The following is a 15,189-nucleotide window of genomic DNA, read 5'->3' as shown; positions in this document are numbered from 1 at the left end:
AAACCCGAGACTTTCGATACTCCCAACCGATTGCGATGGTAATGAACTCCGCCACCACAGTGCCCGACGCAGCTTCCGTTCCGACTCGTCCCCCGCGGCTGCTTGGGCTGTATCTGTTTCTGATCATCATTGCCGCGATCGAAGCTTTCGATGGGCTCTCGCACGCGCCGGTCCTGTTCGGCGACATGTCGCAAGTTCCTGGCCCTGGCGTCGGCGGTGCGATCATCAAGACGTATATTGCAAGCCATCCGGTGCTGGCGTTGGCGGCGCTGGGGTTTGCAACCATCGGAAGGCTGCGTTACGCCATCCTTGCGCTTGGCGCGCTCGTGCTCATGACCTGGCTGAATTTCATGCCCTCGGTGGTGCAGCACGGCTTGGATTTCCGTGGCGTCTCCGCCTTCGAGACGCCGGTCCGGATCATCGCGTTTCCGCTGATGGCCGCCTGCGCTATCGCGCTTGCCGCACGCGGCGAGCGGCTGGGACTGGCCACTATGCTGGTCAGCGTTCCAACGCTGTACGGCGTGGCCTCGGTGATCGCCTTCGGCATCGGCATTTTCCTCTACGGGTTCTGACACTCGCAAGAACGGATTGACTTCCGCGCGCGCTCCTTGCAGGAAATCCGGGCTTCAATGGTGCATGGGGGCATTCATAATGGCTTTGGGACCACACCTTCGACGACCGATCCTGCTTGCCGCGGCGCTGGTCGCCACGGCCGCTGCATCGCCGGCGCAGGCCGACCGCTGCGACGATATCGCCAAGGAATTGAAGAACCAGATCGACGGCCTCAAGATCAGCGTCAATACCGGCAACATGATCTATCTGACGCATCCGGCGGCGAAGGAGCTGTCGCTCGGCTGCCGCGGCCGCAATTACTCCAACGAGCTCTATGCCAAGACGGACCGCAAGCCGAAGCCGCAATTCTTCGAACTGGTCGCCTCGGCCGGCGCCATCATTTTCACGATTCCGAAGCCCGACGTTGCGACCGGCTCCTCGCGCTGCATCAAGCGCATGGGCATCCTGCGCGGCGACAAGGTTTCCATGCGCTTCCGCCGGCTCAATATGGAATGCACGCGTACCAAGACCGAAGCCTCGATCGTGGTGACCCGCGGCAAGGACGAATAGGCCGAAGCCGCTCCCGATCCGTCGCATTCTAACGATTTCACGAGCCGTCTGTTCACCATTGAACGGAATTGACGGCGTTGGCGCGGGATTGCCGGGCCGGATTCACCAACCGTTCGCTTCAACCCGGCCAGTGTAGGAGGCAGCCAAAAGGATGCTTCCGATGAATGTCTCTGCTGTCCCTGCAACGGTGGTGGTCAAAGCGCCCGAAGTCCCCGTGTTCAAGGCTCCCGACAAGACCCCCGACGTGCAGAACGGCGCTGCCGCCGACGGCACCCGCACGCCGCAGCCGACGCTGGTCGCTCCCCTACCGCCGGGTCAGGGAACGCGGATCGACCAACTGGCTTGACGGCAGGCGGCCTGCCCGCGGCAACCCAGCGCCGCAAGTTTGCCGAAAAAATGCGCTATCCTGTTGCGCGTGGGGCCAATGGAGCCCGCGCATGATCGCAAAACTTCTGTTGCAGAACACCATCGTCGTCGTCGGCATGGGCGCGCTATTGTTCGCCGCGGCCGGTTCGCTGGACTGGCCGGGGGCGTGGGTGATGTTGATCGTCAGTGCGATCCTCGGCCCCGCCTGCGGATTGTGGCTTGCGAAGACCGATCCGGCGCTGCTCGCCGAGCGCATGCGGCCGAAATTTCAGACCGACCAGCCCACCGCCGACAAGATATTCATGCTGGTGTTTGTCGCGGCGCTGCTGATGTGGCTCGTCGCGATCGGCCTCGACCGGCGGGCCGATGCCTCCGATGTTCCGCTGCTGCTGCAGGCGCTCGGCCTCGCGATGTTCTTACTCTCGATCGCGTTCGTCATGTGGGTGTTCCGCGAAAATTCGTTCGCCGCTCCGGTCGTGAAGGTGCAGGCCGCGCGCCACCAACGCGTGATCTCGAGCGGACCCTACGCCTTCATCCGCCATCCCATGTACAGCGCCGTCATGCTGTACTTCATCGGGATACCGCTGCTCCTCGGATCGTGGTGGGGTGTGGCGTTCGTGCCGGTATTCGCCGTGCTGTTCGCCATTCGCGCCCGCATCGAGGAGCGCGCATTGGTCGAAGGGCTTCCAGGCTATGCTGACTACGCTGCCCGCGTGCGCTATCGTCTGGTGCCTGGAATTTGGTGAGAAGGATGACGGAAAGATGCCCGACAGCAAGACCTATACCGGCGGCTGCCATTGCGGGCAGGTACGCTTCGAATGCACCACCGATCTGGCGATGGTGACCGCCTGCAACTGCTCGATCTGCACCAAGAAGGGGCTGCATTTCACCTTCCTCGACCCGAAGAGTTTTCATCTCCGCGCCGGCGAGGAAAATCTGAAAGAGTATCTCTTCAACAAGCACGCGATCCACCACCAGCTCTGCGTCGATTGCGGCGTCGACGTCTTCGCACGCGGCAAGAAGCCCGACGGCACCGACGTGGTGGCGGTCAATGTGAGCTGCTTCGACGGCATCGAGCTGTCGAAGTTGAAGATGACGCCGGTGGATGGAAGGAATATGTGACGGCGGCGCGGTCATCCCGGGCGATGCGTTGCATCGAACTTCGGTACGCAATTGCGCACCTGAGGTATGGTGCTAGCGCACCATCCCGGAATGGCAGCATCAATTATCCAGCACCTTGTATCTCCGGAAAATGCCGTCCTCATTGAACGCAATCCTTCGATCGCTCGCCAGATAGGCCTTGATGTTAGGCCGGACCGCGACGCGGTCGCGCAGCTCGACAAGACCAGGAATTTCGCTCTCGAAGGCCTTCATCCGTTTCGGAAATGCATAGCGCAGGCCTTCGACGATCTGAAACAGCGACAGGTCTACATAGGTCAGGCGGCGGCCGGTGACATATGTCCCACCATTGGCCTGCAGCAGATCTTCGAAATAGCCGAGATATTTCGGCACGCGCGCGTTCCAAAATTCATCGGTGCGTTTCTTCGCCGGGGCCTTCTGCTCCTCGTAGTACAGCGAGGGACCGAGCGGATGGTGGGTGTCGTGAACTTCCAGCACCAGATCCGCGATCGTGAGCTGTAGTTGGTGCACCCATAATCTGCCGGCTTCCGTCTTCGGCGCCAGTCCATGCCGTGATCCGAGATAGAGCAGGATGTTGGCCGTCTGCCCGATCACGAGCTTCCCGGCTTTCAGAAACGGCGGCGCGAAGGGCGGCGTTCCCTTCCCGACTTCCATCATGCGCGTCATCGCCGCCATGCCGTTGCCGTGGCGCGCCACGTCGGTATAGCGGGCGCCCGCCTCTTCCAGCGCGAGACGCACATACTCGCCGCGGCCCTGAATGGTCGGCCAGTAATAAAGCTCGTAATGCATCGAAAGCGCCTCCTGATGCCGGTTTGACAGGTCTAACAAATCATCCCTCGCTTTGTTCGTCACGCAAAGGCGCTCCGTGAAATGCGGATCGGGCAGGCCCCGACCGGCATGTCGGACGCTGCCCACCAACGGTTCCGATCCGATGCCGGGGGCGCCACCGTTTGTATTTTCGATCAGGTCGCGCCGAGGCGCGATCGCCTCCCGTACCATGTCGATTAATTGCTTCCCCCAAGCGTGGCCGCGGGCGAGCATGATGGAAGACGCAACAAGCTTTCAGAAAAACATCTAGCCAGGGCGGACGCGGGGATTTGCGGGGAAACCGATCAGGGCGGTTTCACGATTAGAGCTTTTGCCGCCCAAAGGCGGCGCAGGGGGACTTTCATGCACCAGAACGCAATCAGCCGTATCACCGCGCTTGCCGGCTACGCCGCAATTTCGTGCCTGGCTGTCGGCTCGAACAGCGCTTTTGCCGCAGAGTTGCTCAAGGCGCGCCTTGCGCAAAACCTAGCACCGATCTCTGCGCTTGCGATTGTCGCCAAATCCAGGGGAATTTTCGAGAAGCACGGGCTGGATATTATGGTTTCCAATTTCACCTCCGGCAAGCAGTGCCTGGACACCGTGATTGGCGGCGGCGCAGACATTGCGACCACGGCAGAGGCGCCGGTCACAGCCTCCGCCATGGCTAACCAGCCGATCGCCTTTGTCGCCGGCATGGAATACTCCGATCTCAAGACGATCGTTGCGGCGAAGGCCGGCATCAAGAGCAAGGCCGATCTTCGCGGCAAGAAGATCGCGTTCACCGCCGGCACCGGCAGCGAGGTTTATACCGCAACGCTCCTGAAATCTGCGGGGCTGACAGCCAGCGACGTTACGCTGGTGAACTTGCGGCCGCAGGAAATGCTGCCGGCGCTGGCGGCCGGCAGCATCGATGCGTTCGACACTTGGGAGCCGCATATCGCCAACGCCAAGAAGGCGCTCGGAGAAGCTGCCGCCGAACTCGACACAAAAGGTACCTACTCCGAGACTTTCAACATTGTGGTCATGCGCGCCTATCTCGACGCCAATCCGGCCCTGGTCAAAAAGTTCATCGCGGCGCTGATCGAGGCCGAGACCTGGGTCAAGGCGCATCCGGACGAGGCGATTACGGCGGTGGCGGATGCGGTGGGCATGAAGCGCGACGACCTCCAGGCGATCTGGCCCGATTACGTGTACCGCGTCCGAATCGACGACCGGCTGGTTGAAATTCTGAAAACCCACGCCGCCTGGCGCCTCGCCAGCGGCAATCATCCACCGGGCGCCACGATGCCGGACTTCAGCAAGGTGATCATCTCCGAGCCGTTGAAGAGCCTCGACCCCGCGCGCGTGACGATTTCGTCGAAATAGGATCTGTATCCATGGCGCTTGACGAAGCTTTGACGGCCGACCAAGGCGACGGGCGTGTTCGCGCGCGCAGGGACGCCGGCCGCTTGCAGCGGCTCAATATTCTGATCGGCGCGCTCTCCGTTCCTGCATTCGTCCTGCTTTGGGAGTTGGTCGCGCGGTCCGGCATCGTCAACATCGTGCTGTTTCCGCCGCCGTCCGTGGTCGCGGTTGCCATTTTCGAGTGGATGCGCAGCGGTCAGTTCTTCCTGGACCTCACGGCCAGCCTTTATCGGGTAACGACTGGCTTCACGGTGGGGGCGGCGCTCGGAATCTTCCTGGGGATCATGACCGGTCAATTTCCTGTCGTATCGAGCCTGCTCTCGCCGTTGTTCCACATCTTGCGCCCGATCCCGCCGATCGCATTCGTGCCGATCGTGATCCTCTGGTTCGGCCTGTCGGAGACGGGAAAGCTGTTTCTCGTTGTGTGGGGCGTGTTCTTCACCGTATGGCTCTCCACCCATATCGGCGTGCAGAAAGTGGATCGCGGGCTGATTCGGGCCGCATTGATGCTGGGCACGCCGCGGCGCCAGATGCTGCAGGAGATCATTATGTTGGGAGCACTGCCCTATATCGTGGTCGGATTGCGCACCGCGGTCAGCATCTCCTTCTATACGCTGGTGGCGGCCGAACTTGCCGGCACTTTCGCCGGGATCGTCTACAGGATCGAGATCGCGCAGCAGAATCTGCAGACCGGCCAGGTGATGGGCGGTCTCGCAGCGCTTGGACTGATATCGTTCGCGGCCGACCGGATGTTTGCCGCTTTCGCCGAACGCACCGTATGGTGGCGTTGATGCAGCCGGGCCATCGATCCAATGCCAAGCTCTCGCTTGCTATTCCGCAGACGGCGACGGCGACCGAGCGGTGCCAGCCGGCTATTCAGGTTTCAAATCTCAGCATTGTCTTTGATACCCATCACGGCCAGTTGATCGCGGTGGACCGGGTTTCGTTCGATGTGCCGCACGGTGAATTCGTCTGCATCGTCGGGCCGTCCGGGTGCGGCAAATCGACCGTGCTGAATACGATCGCCGGACTCGAGGAGCCGTTTGAGGGCGAGATCCTGGTGGAAGGTCTGCCGGTGCATCGTCCGCGCCCCGATGTCGGCATGGTGTTTCAGCAGCCGCATCTGTTTCCGTGGAAGTCTGTGCGGCGAAACATCGCCCATGGTCCGCGAATGCTTGGAAAGTCCGCGCAACAGGCCAATGCGATCGCAGACGACCTGATCGCCATAGTTGGGCTCAAGCGTTTTGCCGACGCGTTTCCGAACACGCTTTCCGGCGGCATGCAGCAGCGTGTCGCCATCGCGCGAGCGCTTGCAAACCAGCCCCGGGTGCTGCTGATGGACGAGCCCTTCGGCGCCCTCGACGCCCAGACCAGGGCGGTGATGCAGGACAACCTGCTGGAGCTGCGCAACAGGATCAAGGCGACAATCGTCTTCGTCACCCACGATATTGACGAGGCGATCGTGCTGGCCGACCGCGTCCTGATCATGAGCGCCGGGCCGGGGCGCATCCTGCGCCAGCTCAACGTCGAGCTTCCGCGGCCCCGATCGAACGCGATCCTCCTTGAGCCGGCCTACCTCGCGCTCAAGAAGGACTGTCTCGATGTCATCCGTGCTGAGGGATTGCGCGCATTCCGCCAATCGGACGAGGCGTGAATCCGCTCATCCTCGCAGGACGCCTAGCCGCGCCGGCTTGGCATGATCTTTGAATGACCTGATCCGTCTCGCGGAGGCGGAACGGGCGATGCACAGGGCAAATACCGCAATGGCGGCCGGCGTGATGTTGGTGGAGTCGGATAGTCTTGTCAGGCCCCTTCCCGGCCTGCTGGACGGTCTCAGCAAGGCTGACTACAACCGGCTGCGTGCGATTGGCCGGGAAAAGGTGCTGGAGGCCGGTCAACTGGTCTGGAGTCAGGGCGACGAACAGATTGGCATCTACCTGATCGGTTCGGGGCGCATCCGCAGCTACTACGCTGCACCGTCGGGACGAGAAGTTACGCTCGCCTACTGGTTTGCCGGCAATTTCGTCGGCGGTCCCGATCTGTTTGGGACGGGGCCGCATATGTGGACGTCGGTCGCGGTTGAGCGGAGCGAGTTGACGTTCCTGCCCGGCGTTGCATTGCGAAGGCTTGCGCTGGAATCCCCTTCCATCGCCGTTGCCCTGCTCGATGCTCTCGCTTTCAAGGCACGATGCTATTCCGCCATGGCGCAGATGCTGGGCACCCGCTCCGTGACCGAGCGGCTGCACCGTTTGCTGATCTTTCTGTCGCACATCTACGGCGTCAAGCGAGGTAGCCAGATTGTCATTGGCACCCCATTCACCCATGGCGACTTTGCAAATCTGATCGGGTCGACGCGGCAATGGGTAACTGTGCAGCTTGCCCGGCTTCAGGAGGACGGCATCATCCGGTACGATCGGGAGATGATTTCGATTTTGAATCTCGCCGCGCTCGTTCAGGATATGGACTAGCTTTCGCGATCTCGCGCGCGAGACTTGAGTTCGAACGCAGCGCCGCCTCCGTCGGGCTCGAGCCGCTGCGCGAGGCCGATCAAGGCCCTGTCGCGCCAGGCGGGCGCCAGCAAGGTGACGCCCATCGGCATGCCGTTCGGCAACCTCGCATTCGGAATGGCCACTGCGCAGAGATCGAGCAGGTTGGCGAAATACGAGTAGTAACCGAGCCGATTGTTGAGCGTGACCGGATCGCCGTGCATGTCGGCAAGCGTGAACGGGCGCGGCGCTGTCGGAACCACGAGCGCATCGAGATCGGCGAAGATGTTCTGCGCGGCGCGGCGCAGCCGATAGAGCCGATGAATGGCGGAAAAGGCGTCCATCGCGGAATAGCTTGATGCCGATTGCAATACCGCTCTTGTCACGTCGAGCAAGCCGCCATTGTCGATATCCGTCAGCGCGGCGATGACCGAGCGGCGCTCGGCGACCCATGGGCCGGTGAACATCATCTCGCCGGCTTGCCTGAAAGGCGCAAAGTCGATCTCGACCGCCTCGCCGCCAAGCCGGGAAAAACGCTGACAGGCGTGTTCATAGAGTTCAGCGCATTCGCTCATTCCGAAGCATTCGACATCGGCCGGCGCGATGCGGCCGAAGCGAAACGCCTTGCCGGGGCCGGCGGCAGCCGAAACCGTCGCGGCACGGCTGTAGGGGTCTTCGGCGTCAAACCCCCCGATGACAGCCAGGATCGCTTCGCCGTCCTGCACGGTGTTGCAGAAGATCGAAACGCAGTCGATCGTCGGGCAGTTCGGGACCAGCCCTCGCGACGACACCAGTCCGATCGTTGGCTTGATGCCGACCACCTCGTTGAAGCCCGCGGGAATGCGACCCGAGCCGCCGGTGTCGGTGCCAAGCGCGAACACGACATGGCCGGCTGCAACCGCTACGGCCGAGCCGGAACTGGAGCCACCTGAAACATAGCGCGAGTCGGCAACCGACGCGCAGGAGCCGTAAGGCGACCGCGCGCCGGAGAGGCCGGTAGCGAATTGATCCAGATTGGTCTTGCCCAGGCAAATGGCGCCGGCGGCAATCAGCCGCTCGACGCTCTTCGCAGAACGCGGCGGCATATGGCTGAAGGCCGGATATGCGGCCGTGGTCGGCATTCCCTGGACATCGATGTTGTCCTTGACGCCAAACGGTATCCCAAGCAGTGGCAGGTCTTCGCCGGCTCGGGCGCGCGCCATCAAGCTGCGGCACTCTTCGAGTGCTTGCTCGCGGGGACGAACATGGATCCAGCAATTGCGGTGAGGCTCGCTCTCAATGCGCTGATAGGCCGTCTCGATGGCGTCCAGCAGCTCGGAGGAACTCGCGACGGTTTGGCGGAGCGGTTCAGCGCGCGCATTCAACGGGTTCAACGAAATGTCTCCCTCTTCATCGGCGCCATGAAGTTGCGGGAGAGCGGCGTGGCCAACAAGCAATTAAGTGCCTTGCCGAACTGAGCTGAACCGGCAATCAGATATCGCGCTTCATAGGTAGAAGGCGCCGCAGACGAAGCCGCGGAGCCTATACCTGGCGCTCGTCAAATATCATGATCGCGCGTGAATGGCCTCAATCATCATCGTCACGGTGCCAGCGGCGCACAGGGCCGTAGCCTTCGCGAACGCCGTAGCGCTTGTATGTCGGTCGTCCGCGATCAGCGTCGATGCGGACGCTGCGCCGCTGATAAAATGTCCGTCCGCGGCCGTCGTCGGTAGTGATTGTATCGACGCGGGTGTGCACGCCATTCGACGAGTTAGAGCTGGAGTTCGACGATGTGTTGCCGGCCAGCGCCAGCGGCGTTGCCAAGACGGTAAAAGCCAACGCGACAAGGACTCGTTTCATTGCAAGGCCTCCGAATGCCGATTGGCAACTCGCCAAACACTCAGCAGTTCCGCGATCTACAGCCGGATTGCACGAGCAAGAAAATAGGCTGAATAAGTTCCGCGACATCGAGAGGGCACCGATGTTGCGGAACTGTCATTGGACGCACGATCGTGCGAAGGACTTCGATTGGTCGATCCTGTTTGTGTCACTCGCCGGGCGAGCGCAAGACCGACCGCCCGTCAATTCGCCGCGAAGCAATAGAACAGCCCGTCGCCGCCGGTGCTCTTCAAGTCGGCCTGCGAACAGCCGCCGTCGGGCCCGCGCGAGGGATGCGACGAATTCCAGGATTTCGAAGCGTCGTCGTCGCGCAGTCCCACGCGATCGGAATGTCCGACCATGGCGGCGCCTTGCGTCGAACTCGTCCAGTTCCCGCAGGTGCGATCTTCGCCGGCGGTAAACGCGGTGCCGTCGGGCTGCGATCCCGTCAGCACGTCGTGGCGATTCGGCGTATCGCCGCGGCCATTGATGACCTCGCCCTTCTCGCTCAAGGCGGTCTGCTTGGTGAGGCCGTTGGCGCCGTGCAGCTCGGCGACATCCTTGGCAATCACAGTGCCCTTGGCGTTCTGCCACGGCCCCTTGCCGATCCGGTCGCGCGCGTTCACTGCGGGCGCTCCGTCGGCGCCTTGCGTTGAGAGATAGGCGCGCCAGGTTTTGCCTCCGGCACCGGCGGCCTGCGCCAGCGTCTGGCAATGATTGTCGGCGCCGGCAAGACCGCCGAGATTGCCGCCATTGCCGATGCCGTTGCTCGTGACGAAGAAGCTGGTATTGGCGGATTGCGCATGCACAGGCACGCTTGCGAGAATCGACATGGCGGTGAGGGCGAAGCACGCCGGCGAGATGATCCGGGCGAAGCTGTTCATTGAAGACCTCCCTGTTGTGGGCCGTGTCTCATCAACACGCGGCCGCAATCATTATTCCGGCAGGGGAAGCCCGAAATGGAGCATGTATTCCCGCAAAAGAAAAAAGGCGCTGCGGAACAAACCGCAGCGCCTTCTTCGTGTTGGTGCAGATGATCAGCTCGTTTGCTGGATCGCCGAGAGTTCCCAGTCGCCGCCACGGCGGCGGGCGAAGGTCCAGACTTCGGTGGCCTCGATCGGGGTTTCGCTGCCCGCGACCAGACGGCCTGTGGTGCGCTCAAGGGTCTTGTCGACCAGCGAGAATCGCATCGCCACGCTGGCGTAGTCGGTTTCGCCTTCGCGCCAGGCTTCCGCGAGGTCACCCTGCAAGAGCTTGACGTCGGACACCTTGTTGACGTCGTTGCGGGCCTTGTTCTCCTCGAGGTCTTTGGAGAAGTAGGACACCATCTCCGGCGTCGCCAGCGTATGCAGTTTGGCGACATCCTCGTTCGACCAGGCGGCCTGGATCTCGCCGAGCAGCCGCTCGAACGCCTCATAGTCGGCCGGCTGGATTTCCAGCGCCGGCTGGCTCGAACCCAGCCCAAAGCCACCCAGTCCGGAGCGGAAGCTGGTCTGGGCACCGGGGCCTTCAGCAGGCCCACTGGCGGCAGGCCCGTTGGCATAGGCGGAGGCCGGCGTATGGCGGCGCTGCCACCACAACATCGCCAGACGCACCACGATGACGATCAGCGCGATCTGCAGCAGCAGGCCGATGATCGAGGACAGGCCGCCGAGGCCGGAGAACAATCCGCCGCCGAACAGCATGCCGAGCAGGCCGGCGCCGAGGAAGCCCGCCGCGAGACCGCCGAGCATACCCATGCCGGGCCGATTGAAGAAGCCGCCCTTGTTGGCTGCGCCCGCGGCCGGATTGCCCGCTGCGGGGGTGCCCGGCTGGGTAAAGCTGCGGTTCATGGGTTGCGCCGTGCCCGGCGCGGTGGTCGTGCTCGGGGGCGCCGAATAGGTCTTGGATCCCCGCGAACCGGAGCTGCCGCCGCCGCCAACGCGGGCGTCAGCCGCTTCGATTGTGATCGCCAGTGGAACCGCCACCGACAGAACGATGGCCATCGCCCGTACAATTCCGCGCGCAGTCTGCGTGAAATTCATATCTTTTTCCTCATTCCCCTCCATGGGGAAGTGCGCCTAAGATGGGCAGAGCCAGCCAAAAGTGAAGCAAATATCGGGAACGGCGGCTGCGGCCCTCAGTCGCGGGGATGTGACGATTTGGCCGTAAACTCCGCATTCACCATGCGCAGCAGGTTCTCGGCCAGGATTTTATGAAGCCGTCATCGTCTCCTTAACCTTCTCGACCAGCGCGGAGAGGGCAAACGGCTTCGGCAGGAAGGCGAATTGTTCGTTCTCCGGCAAGCTCTTGTCAAAAGCCTCTTCAGCGTAACCTGAGACGAAGATGATCTTCAAATTCGGATTGCGCTTGCGCATTTCGCGCAGCAGCGTCGGGCCGTCCATTTCCGGCATCACGACGTCGGAAACGACGAGATCCACCGCACCGTCCTTTTCGTCCAGCGCCTCCATCGCCTCGATGCCGTTGGAGGCCTCGATCACGCTGTAGCCGCGCGAACGCAGGCCGCGCGCATTCAACGATCGCAAGCCGTCCTCGTCTTCCACCAGCAGGATGGTGCCCTGCCCGGTCAGGTCGGGCCGCGGCTTCCGCGGCTCGGCCGCCCCTTCCCTGGCCGTGCCATTGGCGGCAGGCGCCTCCGACTGCGCTTCCAGCTCGGGCCGATGACGCGGCAGGAAGATGCGGAACGTGGTGCCTTCGCCGGGCGTGGAGTCGACATAGACGAAGCCACCGGTCTGCTTGACGATGCCGTACACCGTGGAGAGGCCGAGCCCGGTGCCCTTCCCGACCTCCTTGGTCGAGAAGAACGGCTCGAAGATCTTGTCGACAATGTCGGCCGGGATACCGGTGCCGGTATCGGAAATGTCGATCCGCACGTAATCGGCGGCCGGCATGCCCTTGTGCGAAAGCTGCGCGGCTTCGTCCACCGTCACGTTGGCGGTCCTTACCGTCAGTTTGCCGCCATCGGGCATCGCATCGCGCGCATTGACCGCGAGATTGACGACCACCTGTTCGAACTGCGAGACATCGACCTTGACCGGCCAGAGATCGCGACCGTGCACAAGGTCGAGCTTGACCTTCTCGCCGATCAGGCGGCGCAGCAGCATGGTGAGGTCCGAAAGCGCATCGCCGAGGTCGAGCACTTGCGGCCGCAACGTCTGGCGGCGCGAGAACGCGAGCAGTTGCCGCACCAGCGTCGCCGCGCGGGTCGCGTTCTGCTTGATCTGCATGATGTCCTGGAACGACGGATCGGTCGGCTTATGCGCGTTCAAGAGGAAATCATTCGCCATCATGATGGCTGACAGCACGTTGTTGAAGTCGTGCGCGATGCCGCCGGCGAGCTGGCCGACCATGTCCATCTTCTGCGACTGATTGATCTGGTTCTCCAGCGTGCGCCGCTCGGTGGTCTCGAGCAGATAGACGATGGCAGCTTCGGTGTCGCGCTCGTCCTCCTCGACGGCGGTGACGAAGAACTGTCCCCAGCGCTCCTTGGCGCCGTCGAGCATGACTTCCACCGGCGCAATGTCGCCCTGCCCTTCGGCCGCCTGATTGATCGCCGAGATCAGAAGGCTGCGGTCTCGCGCATTTACCGTGCGGAAGATCGACTTGTTGGCCGCGCCGTCCGAGCTCAGGCTTTGCGCGAGCTTGGCGAAGCGGGCGTTGGCGCGCACCACCGTGCCGCCGCGGTCCACCGTCGCAATCGCCATCGGCGTATGGTCGAAGAACCGCATGAAGCGGACTTCGGCGGCACGTTCGGGGTCGGAATGCTCGTCGCGCGTGCGGCTGATCACGAGCGTGCGCGACGAACCCGGCGAGCCATCGGCGCCGAAGGCGAGCTTGTGGTAGAGCCGCACCGGCATGGTCTTGCCGCCGCGCATGCGCAGGTCGATGTCGAACACTTCGGTTTTGACCTCGCCGGGTACCGCTACGATCGAGGTCAGGAGCGAGGCGCCATCGCCGGAGACGATATCGGTAAGCTTCAGCCCGCCGGATCCAATCTCGGCGAGATCGTAATCGAGCCAGTTCGCCAGCGTGGCGTTGACATAGATGACGTCGCCGGCCGGATCGACCGAGAAGAAGCCGCATGGCGCATGATCGAGATATTCGATCGCGTGCTGCAGTTCCCGGAACACATCTTCCTGACGCTCGCGGTCCCGCGTGATGTCGGCGATCGACCACACCGCGTATTTTGCTTCGCGCTTGCCCTGGCCGAGTGGGCGAACCCGCATCCGCAGCCAGCGGCCCTGGGCGCCGTCAGAGCCGGCGATGCGCACCTCCTCCTGCTGCCGCTTGCCTTCACGGGCGGCCTTGAGCAGGCGGAACACGGCTTCGGAGACGTCGGGATTGCCGATGAAAACGCGCTCGACCGGCCGCACGTCCTGCGCGGTGGCAGCTCCGGTCAGCGCCTGATAGGCGGCGTTGGAATAGACCACGTGGCCTTTGGGGTCGGTCACCGCCAGTCCGTCATAGGCGTGATCGGCGATGCGGCCCATTACCGGATCGTCGGCCCCGCGGTCGGTGAAGCGAATGATACCGGCGGCAAAGGCGAACAGATTGAACAGGCCGACCATGGCCAAAAGAGCCAGCACGCCGAGGATATAAGGCTGAGCCTGGGCGCGGCCGATGGTCATCAGGGCCACCGCCACCGCGACGATGCCGGCGGCCACCAGCAACACCAGCACGATGCTACCGCCCCGCCGCGCCGGCTCATGGGCCGCGAAGGGCTCGGTGGGCGGACGGCTGTCGGTTTCGGCGGTCATCTGAAGAGGCACTGCCCGTCGGCAAGGAGGTGACGCGCGGGGTCGCGCGCCGCTCCTGAGTGCCTGAATCGGGCCCGCGAGCGCAAGTCCATCAGGCGGTTATTTGACAGGTTGAAGGCATTTCAAGGCGTTTTTCCAGCGGTTCCCCTCACATTCCTCGGCTAGCAAACCCGTTCTTGAGGCGCATGACATAGCCGATGATCTCGGCCACTGCGTGATAGTGCTCGACCGGAATCTCCTCGTCGATATCGACGGTGGCGTAAAGCGCGCGCGCCAACGGCACATTCTCCACGATCGGTATGTCGTGCTTCTTGGCGATCTCCCGGATCTTGAACGCGATGTTGTCGACGCCCTTGGCGACGCAAACCGGCGCCGACATGCCGCGATCGTAGGACAGCGCCACCGAATAGTGGGTCGGGTTGGTGATGATCACGCTGGCGTTGGGAACGGCGGCCATCATGCGCTTCTTCATCCGCTGCACGCGCAACTGCCTGATACGGCCCTTGATGTGGGGATCGCCTTCGGACTGCTTGAACTCGTCCTTGATCTCCTGCAACGACATCTTCTGCCGCGTGTACCATTGCCGGTACTGGAAGAAGTAATCGGCGATCGCGACGGCCGCCAGCATTGCCACCACTGCGCCCATCAATTGCAGCGTCAGGTTGGTGGTAACGTCGAGGATCGCCGAAGGATCGAACATCAGGAACGATTCCAGCCGATGACGCTCGGGCCACAGCACCGCCGTCATGACGGAGCCGAGCGCGATCAGTTTGAACAGCCCTTTGGCGAAGTTCGCCACCGCCTGTTTGCCGAAGATGCGTTTCAGCCCCGCGCCGGGCGATACTTTGCTGAACTTCGGTTTGAGCGATTCCGACGACCACACCAGCCGGTGCTGGATCATGTTGCCGGCGATCGCGGCAAGCGCCAGCATCAGCAGCGGCACGCCGATCGCGCCGAGCACGGCATAGCCCAGCGTGTTGCCAAGCGCGAGCAGCGCTGCGCCGTCGGCGCGAAGCTGGCCTGCATTGGCGATCAGGTTGCGCAGCGGCATCAGAATGCCGCCGCCGATCGATCCCGCGAACGTCGATAATATCAGCGTGCCGCCCGCGATGATAAACCAGGTGTTGACCTCCTGGCTCTTGGCAACGTCGCCCTTGGCCAGCGCATCGTCGAGACGTTTTTGCGTAGGGTCTTCTGTTTTGTCGTCGGTATCGTCGGCCATCGTGGCGCTCTAGTTTTGTTTGAGCATG

17 protein-coding genes are annotated in these 15,189 nt (G+C 62.7%); 10 read left to right on the top strand and 7 right to left on the bottom strand.

Features of this window, described 5'->3' with window-relative positions; genetic code table 11:
- Nucleotides 1-41 precede the first annotated feature (41 nt).
- The 5 genes from YUO_RS0118680 (at nucleotide 42) to YUO_RS0118660 (ending at nucleotide 2,610) form a co-directional block, all read left to right on the top strand.
- The gene (locus YUO_RS0118680; protein WP_028348667.1) at nucleotides 42-572 is read left to right on the top strand and encodes a hypothetical protein; all 531 of its coding nucleotides are present in this window, start codon (nucleotides 42-44) and stop codon (nucleotides 570-572) included.
- 79 nt (nucleotides 573-651) lie between these two features.
- Nucleotides 652-1,122: a hypothetical protein gene (locus YUO_RS0118675; RefSeq protein ID WP_028348666.1), complete on the top strand. Its 471-nt coding sequence runs from the start codon at nucleotides 652-654 to the stop codon at nucleotides 1,120-1,122.
- A 160-nt stretch (nucleotides 1,123-1,282) separates the two neighbouring features.
- Nucleotides 1,283-1,468: a hypothetical protein gene (locus YUO_RS41045; protein WP_156908674.1), complete on the top strand. Its 186-nt coding sequence runs from the start codon at nucleotides 1,283-1,285 to the stop codon at nucleotides 1,466-1,468.
- Between the two features lie 91 nt (nucleotides 1,469-1,559).
- On the top strand, nucleotides 1,560-2,234 hold the full coding sequence (locus tag YUO_RS0118665; RefSeq protein WP_028348665.1) for a methyltransferase family protein: 675 nt from the start codon (nucleotides 1,560-1,562) through the stop codon (nucleotides 2,232-2,234).
- Nucleotides 2,235-2,250: 16 nt separating this feature from the next.
- Entirely contained in the window at nucleotides 2,251-2,610 is a 360-nt protein-coding gene (locus tag YUO_RS0118660; protein WP_028348664.1) for a GFA family protein, read from the top strand.
- A 99-nt stretch (nucleotides 2,611-2,709) separates the two neighbouring features.
- Here the strand turns inward: YUO_RS0118660 and YUO_RS0118655 are convergent, their stop codons facing one another.
- Nucleotides 2,710-3,417, bottom strand: coding sequence for a glutathione S-transferase (locus tag YUO_RS0118655; RefSeq protein WP_028348663.1), 708 nt, complete (start codon nucleotides 3,415-3,417; stop codon nucleotides 2,710-2,712).
- Between the two features lie 381 nt (nucleotides 3,418-3,798).
- Between YUO_RS0118655 and YUO_RS0118650 the strand changes: the two genes are divergently transcribed.
- The 4 genes from YUO_RS0118650 (at nucleotide 3,799) to YUO_RS0118635 (ending at nucleotide 7,307) form a co-directional block, all read left to right on the top strand.
- A complete protein-coding gene (locus YUO_RS0118650; RefSeq protein WP_028348662.1) occupies nucleotides 3,799-4,800 on the top strand; it encodes an NrtA/SsuA/CpmA family ABC transporter substrate-binding protein in 1,002 nt (333 codons plus the stop codon).
- Between the two features lie 11 nt (nucleotides 4,801-4,811).
- Nucleotides 4,812-5,630, top strand: coding sequence for an ABC transporter permease (locus YUO_RS0118645; RefSeq protein ID WP_051379505.1), 819 nt, complete (start codon nucleotides 4,812-4,814; stop codon nucleotides 5,628-5,630).
- Entirely contained in the window at nucleotides 5,630-6,493 is an 864-nt protein-coding gene (locus YUO_RS0118640) for an ABC transporter ATP-binding protein (RefSeq protein WP_035727059.1), read from the top strand. Before YUO_RS0118645 ends, YUO_RS0118640 begins: the two co-directional genes overlap by 1 nt.
- A gap of 88 nt (nucleotides 6,494-6,581) precedes the next feature.
- Nucleotides 6,582-7,307 carry a Crp/Fnr family transcriptional regulator gene (locus YUO_RS0118635; protein ID WP_028348659.1) on the top strand — a complete coding sequence of 242 codons (726 nt, stop codon included), beginning with the start codon at nucleotides 6,582-6,584 and terminating at the stop codon, nucleotides 7,305-7,307.
- On the opposite strand, the gene atzF is transcribed toward YUO_RS0118635, so the two are convergent.
- Nucleotides 7,304-8,605 (bottom strand): allophanate hydrolase, encoded by a 1,302-nt coding sequence (gene atzF, locus YUO_RS0118630; RefSeq protein ID WP_235782758.1) that lies wholly within the window; start codon nucleotides 8,603-8,605, stop codon nucleotides 7,304-7,306. The two genes, YUO_RS0118635 and atzF, sit on opposite strands and share 4 nt — an antisense overlap.
- Between atzF and YUO_RS47770 the strand changes: the two genes are divergently transcribed.
- Nucleotides 8,570-8,782, top strand: coding sequence for a hypothetical protein (locus tag YUO_RS47770; protein ID WP_235782761.1), 213 nt, complete (start codon nucleotides 8,570-8,572; stop codon nucleotides 8,780-8,782). The two genes, atzF and YUO_RS47770, sit on opposite strands and share 36 nt — an antisense overlap.
- Before the next feature lie 109 nt (nucleotides 8,783-8,891).
- Here YUO_RS47770 and YUO_RS0118625 read toward each other — a convergent pair whose 3' ends face one another.
- From YUO_RS0118625 to flhB, 5 genes are all read right to left on the bottom strand, one after another.
- Nucleotides 8,892-9,164, bottom strand: coding sequence for a hypothetical protein (locus tag YUO_RS0118625; protein ID WP_028348657.1), 273 nt, complete (start codon nucleotides 9,162-9,164; stop codon nucleotides 8,892-8,894).
- Nucleotides 9,165-9,385: 221 nt separating this feature from the next.
- Nucleotides 9,386-10,015, bottom strand: a complete 630-nt coding sequence (locus tag YUO_RS0118620) for a lectin (RefSeq protein WP_035727057.1) — start codon at nucleotides 10,013-10,015, stop codon at nucleotides 9,386-9,388.
- Between the two features lie 204 nt (nucleotides 10,016-10,219).
- A complete protein-coding gene (locus YUO_RS0118615) occupies nucleotides 10,220-11,206 on the bottom strand; it encodes a Tim44 domain-containing protein (RefSeq protein WP_028348655.1) in 987 nt (328 codons plus the stop codon).
- A 168-nt stretch (nucleotides 11,207-11,374) separates the two neighbouring features.
- Nucleotides 11,375-13,939 carry a cell cycle histidine kinase CckA gene (cckA, locus tag YUO_RS0118610; protein WP_028348654.1) on the bottom strand — a complete coding sequence of 855 codons (2,565 nt, stop codon included), beginning with the start codon at nucleotides 13,937-13,939 and terminating at the stop codon, nucleotides 11,375-11,377.
- A 148-nt stretch (nucleotides 13,940-14,087) separates the two neighbouring features.
- Nucleotides 14,088-15,161, bottom strand: a complete 1,074-nt coding sequence (gene flhB, locus YUO_RS0118605; protein WP_028348653.1) for a flagellar biosynthesis protein FlhB — start codon at nucleotides 15,159-15,161, stop codon at nucleotides 14,088-14,090.
- Nucleotides 15,162-15,189: the final 28 nt, after the last annotated feature.

The organism is Bradyrhizobium murdochi (genome assembly GCF_000472965.1).
Taxonomy (GTDB): domain Bacteria; phylum Pseudomonadota; class Alphaproteobacteria; order Rhizobiales; family Xanthobacteraceae; genus Bradyrhizobium; species Bradyrhizobium murdochi.
Note: the sequence above shows the minus strand (reverse complement) of the source record. Positions and strands in the feature narration are given on the sequence as shown.

What these genes read in the sequence shown, in the direction of transcription:
- YUO_RS0118680 (WP_028348667.1), top strand. Translation starts at nt 42, where the DNA reads ATGAACTCCGCCACCACAGTGCCCGACGCAGCTTCCGTTCCGACTCGT.
- YUO_RS0118675 (WP_028348666.1), top strand. Translation starts at nt 652, where the DNA reads ATGGCTTTGGGACCACACCTTCGACGACCGATCCTGCTTGCCGCGGCG.
- YUO_RS41045 (WP_156908674.1), top strand. Translation starts at nt 1,283, where the DNA reads ATGAATGTCTCTGCTGTCCCTGCAACGGTGGTGGTCAAAGCGCCCGAA.
- YUO_RS0118665 (WP_028348665.1), top strand. Translation starts at nt 1,560, where the DNA reads ATGATCGCAAAACTTCTGTTGCAGAACACCATCGTCGTCGTCGGCATG.
- YUO_RS0118660 (WP_028348664.1), top strand. Translation starts at nt 2,251, where the DNA reads ATGCCCGACAGCAAGACCTATACCGGCGGCTGCCATTGCGGGCAGGTA.
- YUO_RS0118655 (WP_028348663.1), bottom strand. Translation starts at nt 3,417, where the DNA reads ATGCATTACGAGCTTTATTACTGGCCGACCATTCAGGGCCGCGGCGAG.
- YUO_RS0118650 (WP_028348662.1), top strand. Translation starts at nt 3,799, where the DNA reads ATGCACCAGAACGCAATCAGCCGTATCACCGCGCTTGCCGGCTACGCC.
- YUO_RS0118645 (WP_051379505.1), top strand. Translation starts at nt 4,812, where the DNA reads ATGGCGCTTGACGAAGCTTTGACGGCCGACCAAGGCGACGGGCGTGTT.
- YUO_RS0118640 (WP_035727059.1), top strand. Translation starts at nt 5,630, where the DNA reads ATGCAGCCGGGCCATCGATCCAATGCCAAGCTCTCGCTTGCTATTCCG.
- YUO_RS0118635 (WP_028348659.1), top strand. Translation starts at nt 6,582, where the DNA reads ATGCACAGGGCAAATACCGCAATGGCGGCCGGCGTGATGTTGGTGGAG.
- YUO_RS47770 (WP_235782761.1), top strand. Translation starts at nt 8,570, where the DNA reads ATGGATCCAGCAATTGCGGTGAGGCTCGCTCTCAATGCGCTGATAGGC.
- YUO_RS0118625 (WP_028348657.1), bottom strand. Translation starts at nt 9,164, where the DNA reads ATGAAACGAGTCCTTGTCGCGTTGGCTTTTACCGTCTTGGCAACGCCG.
- YUO_RS0118620 (WP_035727057.1), bottom strand. Translation starts at nt 10,015, where the DNA reads ATGTCGATTCTCGCAAGCGTGCCTGTGCATGCGCAATCCGCCAATACC.
- YUO_RS0118615 (WP_028348655.1), bottom strand. Translation starts at nt 11,206, where the DNA reads ATGAATTTCACGCAGACTGCGCGCGGAATTGTACGGGCGATGGCCATC.
- cckA (WP_028348654.1), bottom strand. Translation starts at nt 13,939, where the DNA reads ATGACCGCCGAAACCGACAGCCGTCCGCCCACCGAGCCCTTCGCGGCC.
- flhB (WP_028348653.1), bottom strand. Translation starts at nt 15,161, where the DNA reads ATGGCCGACGATACCGACGACAAAACAGAAGACCCTACGCAAAAACGT.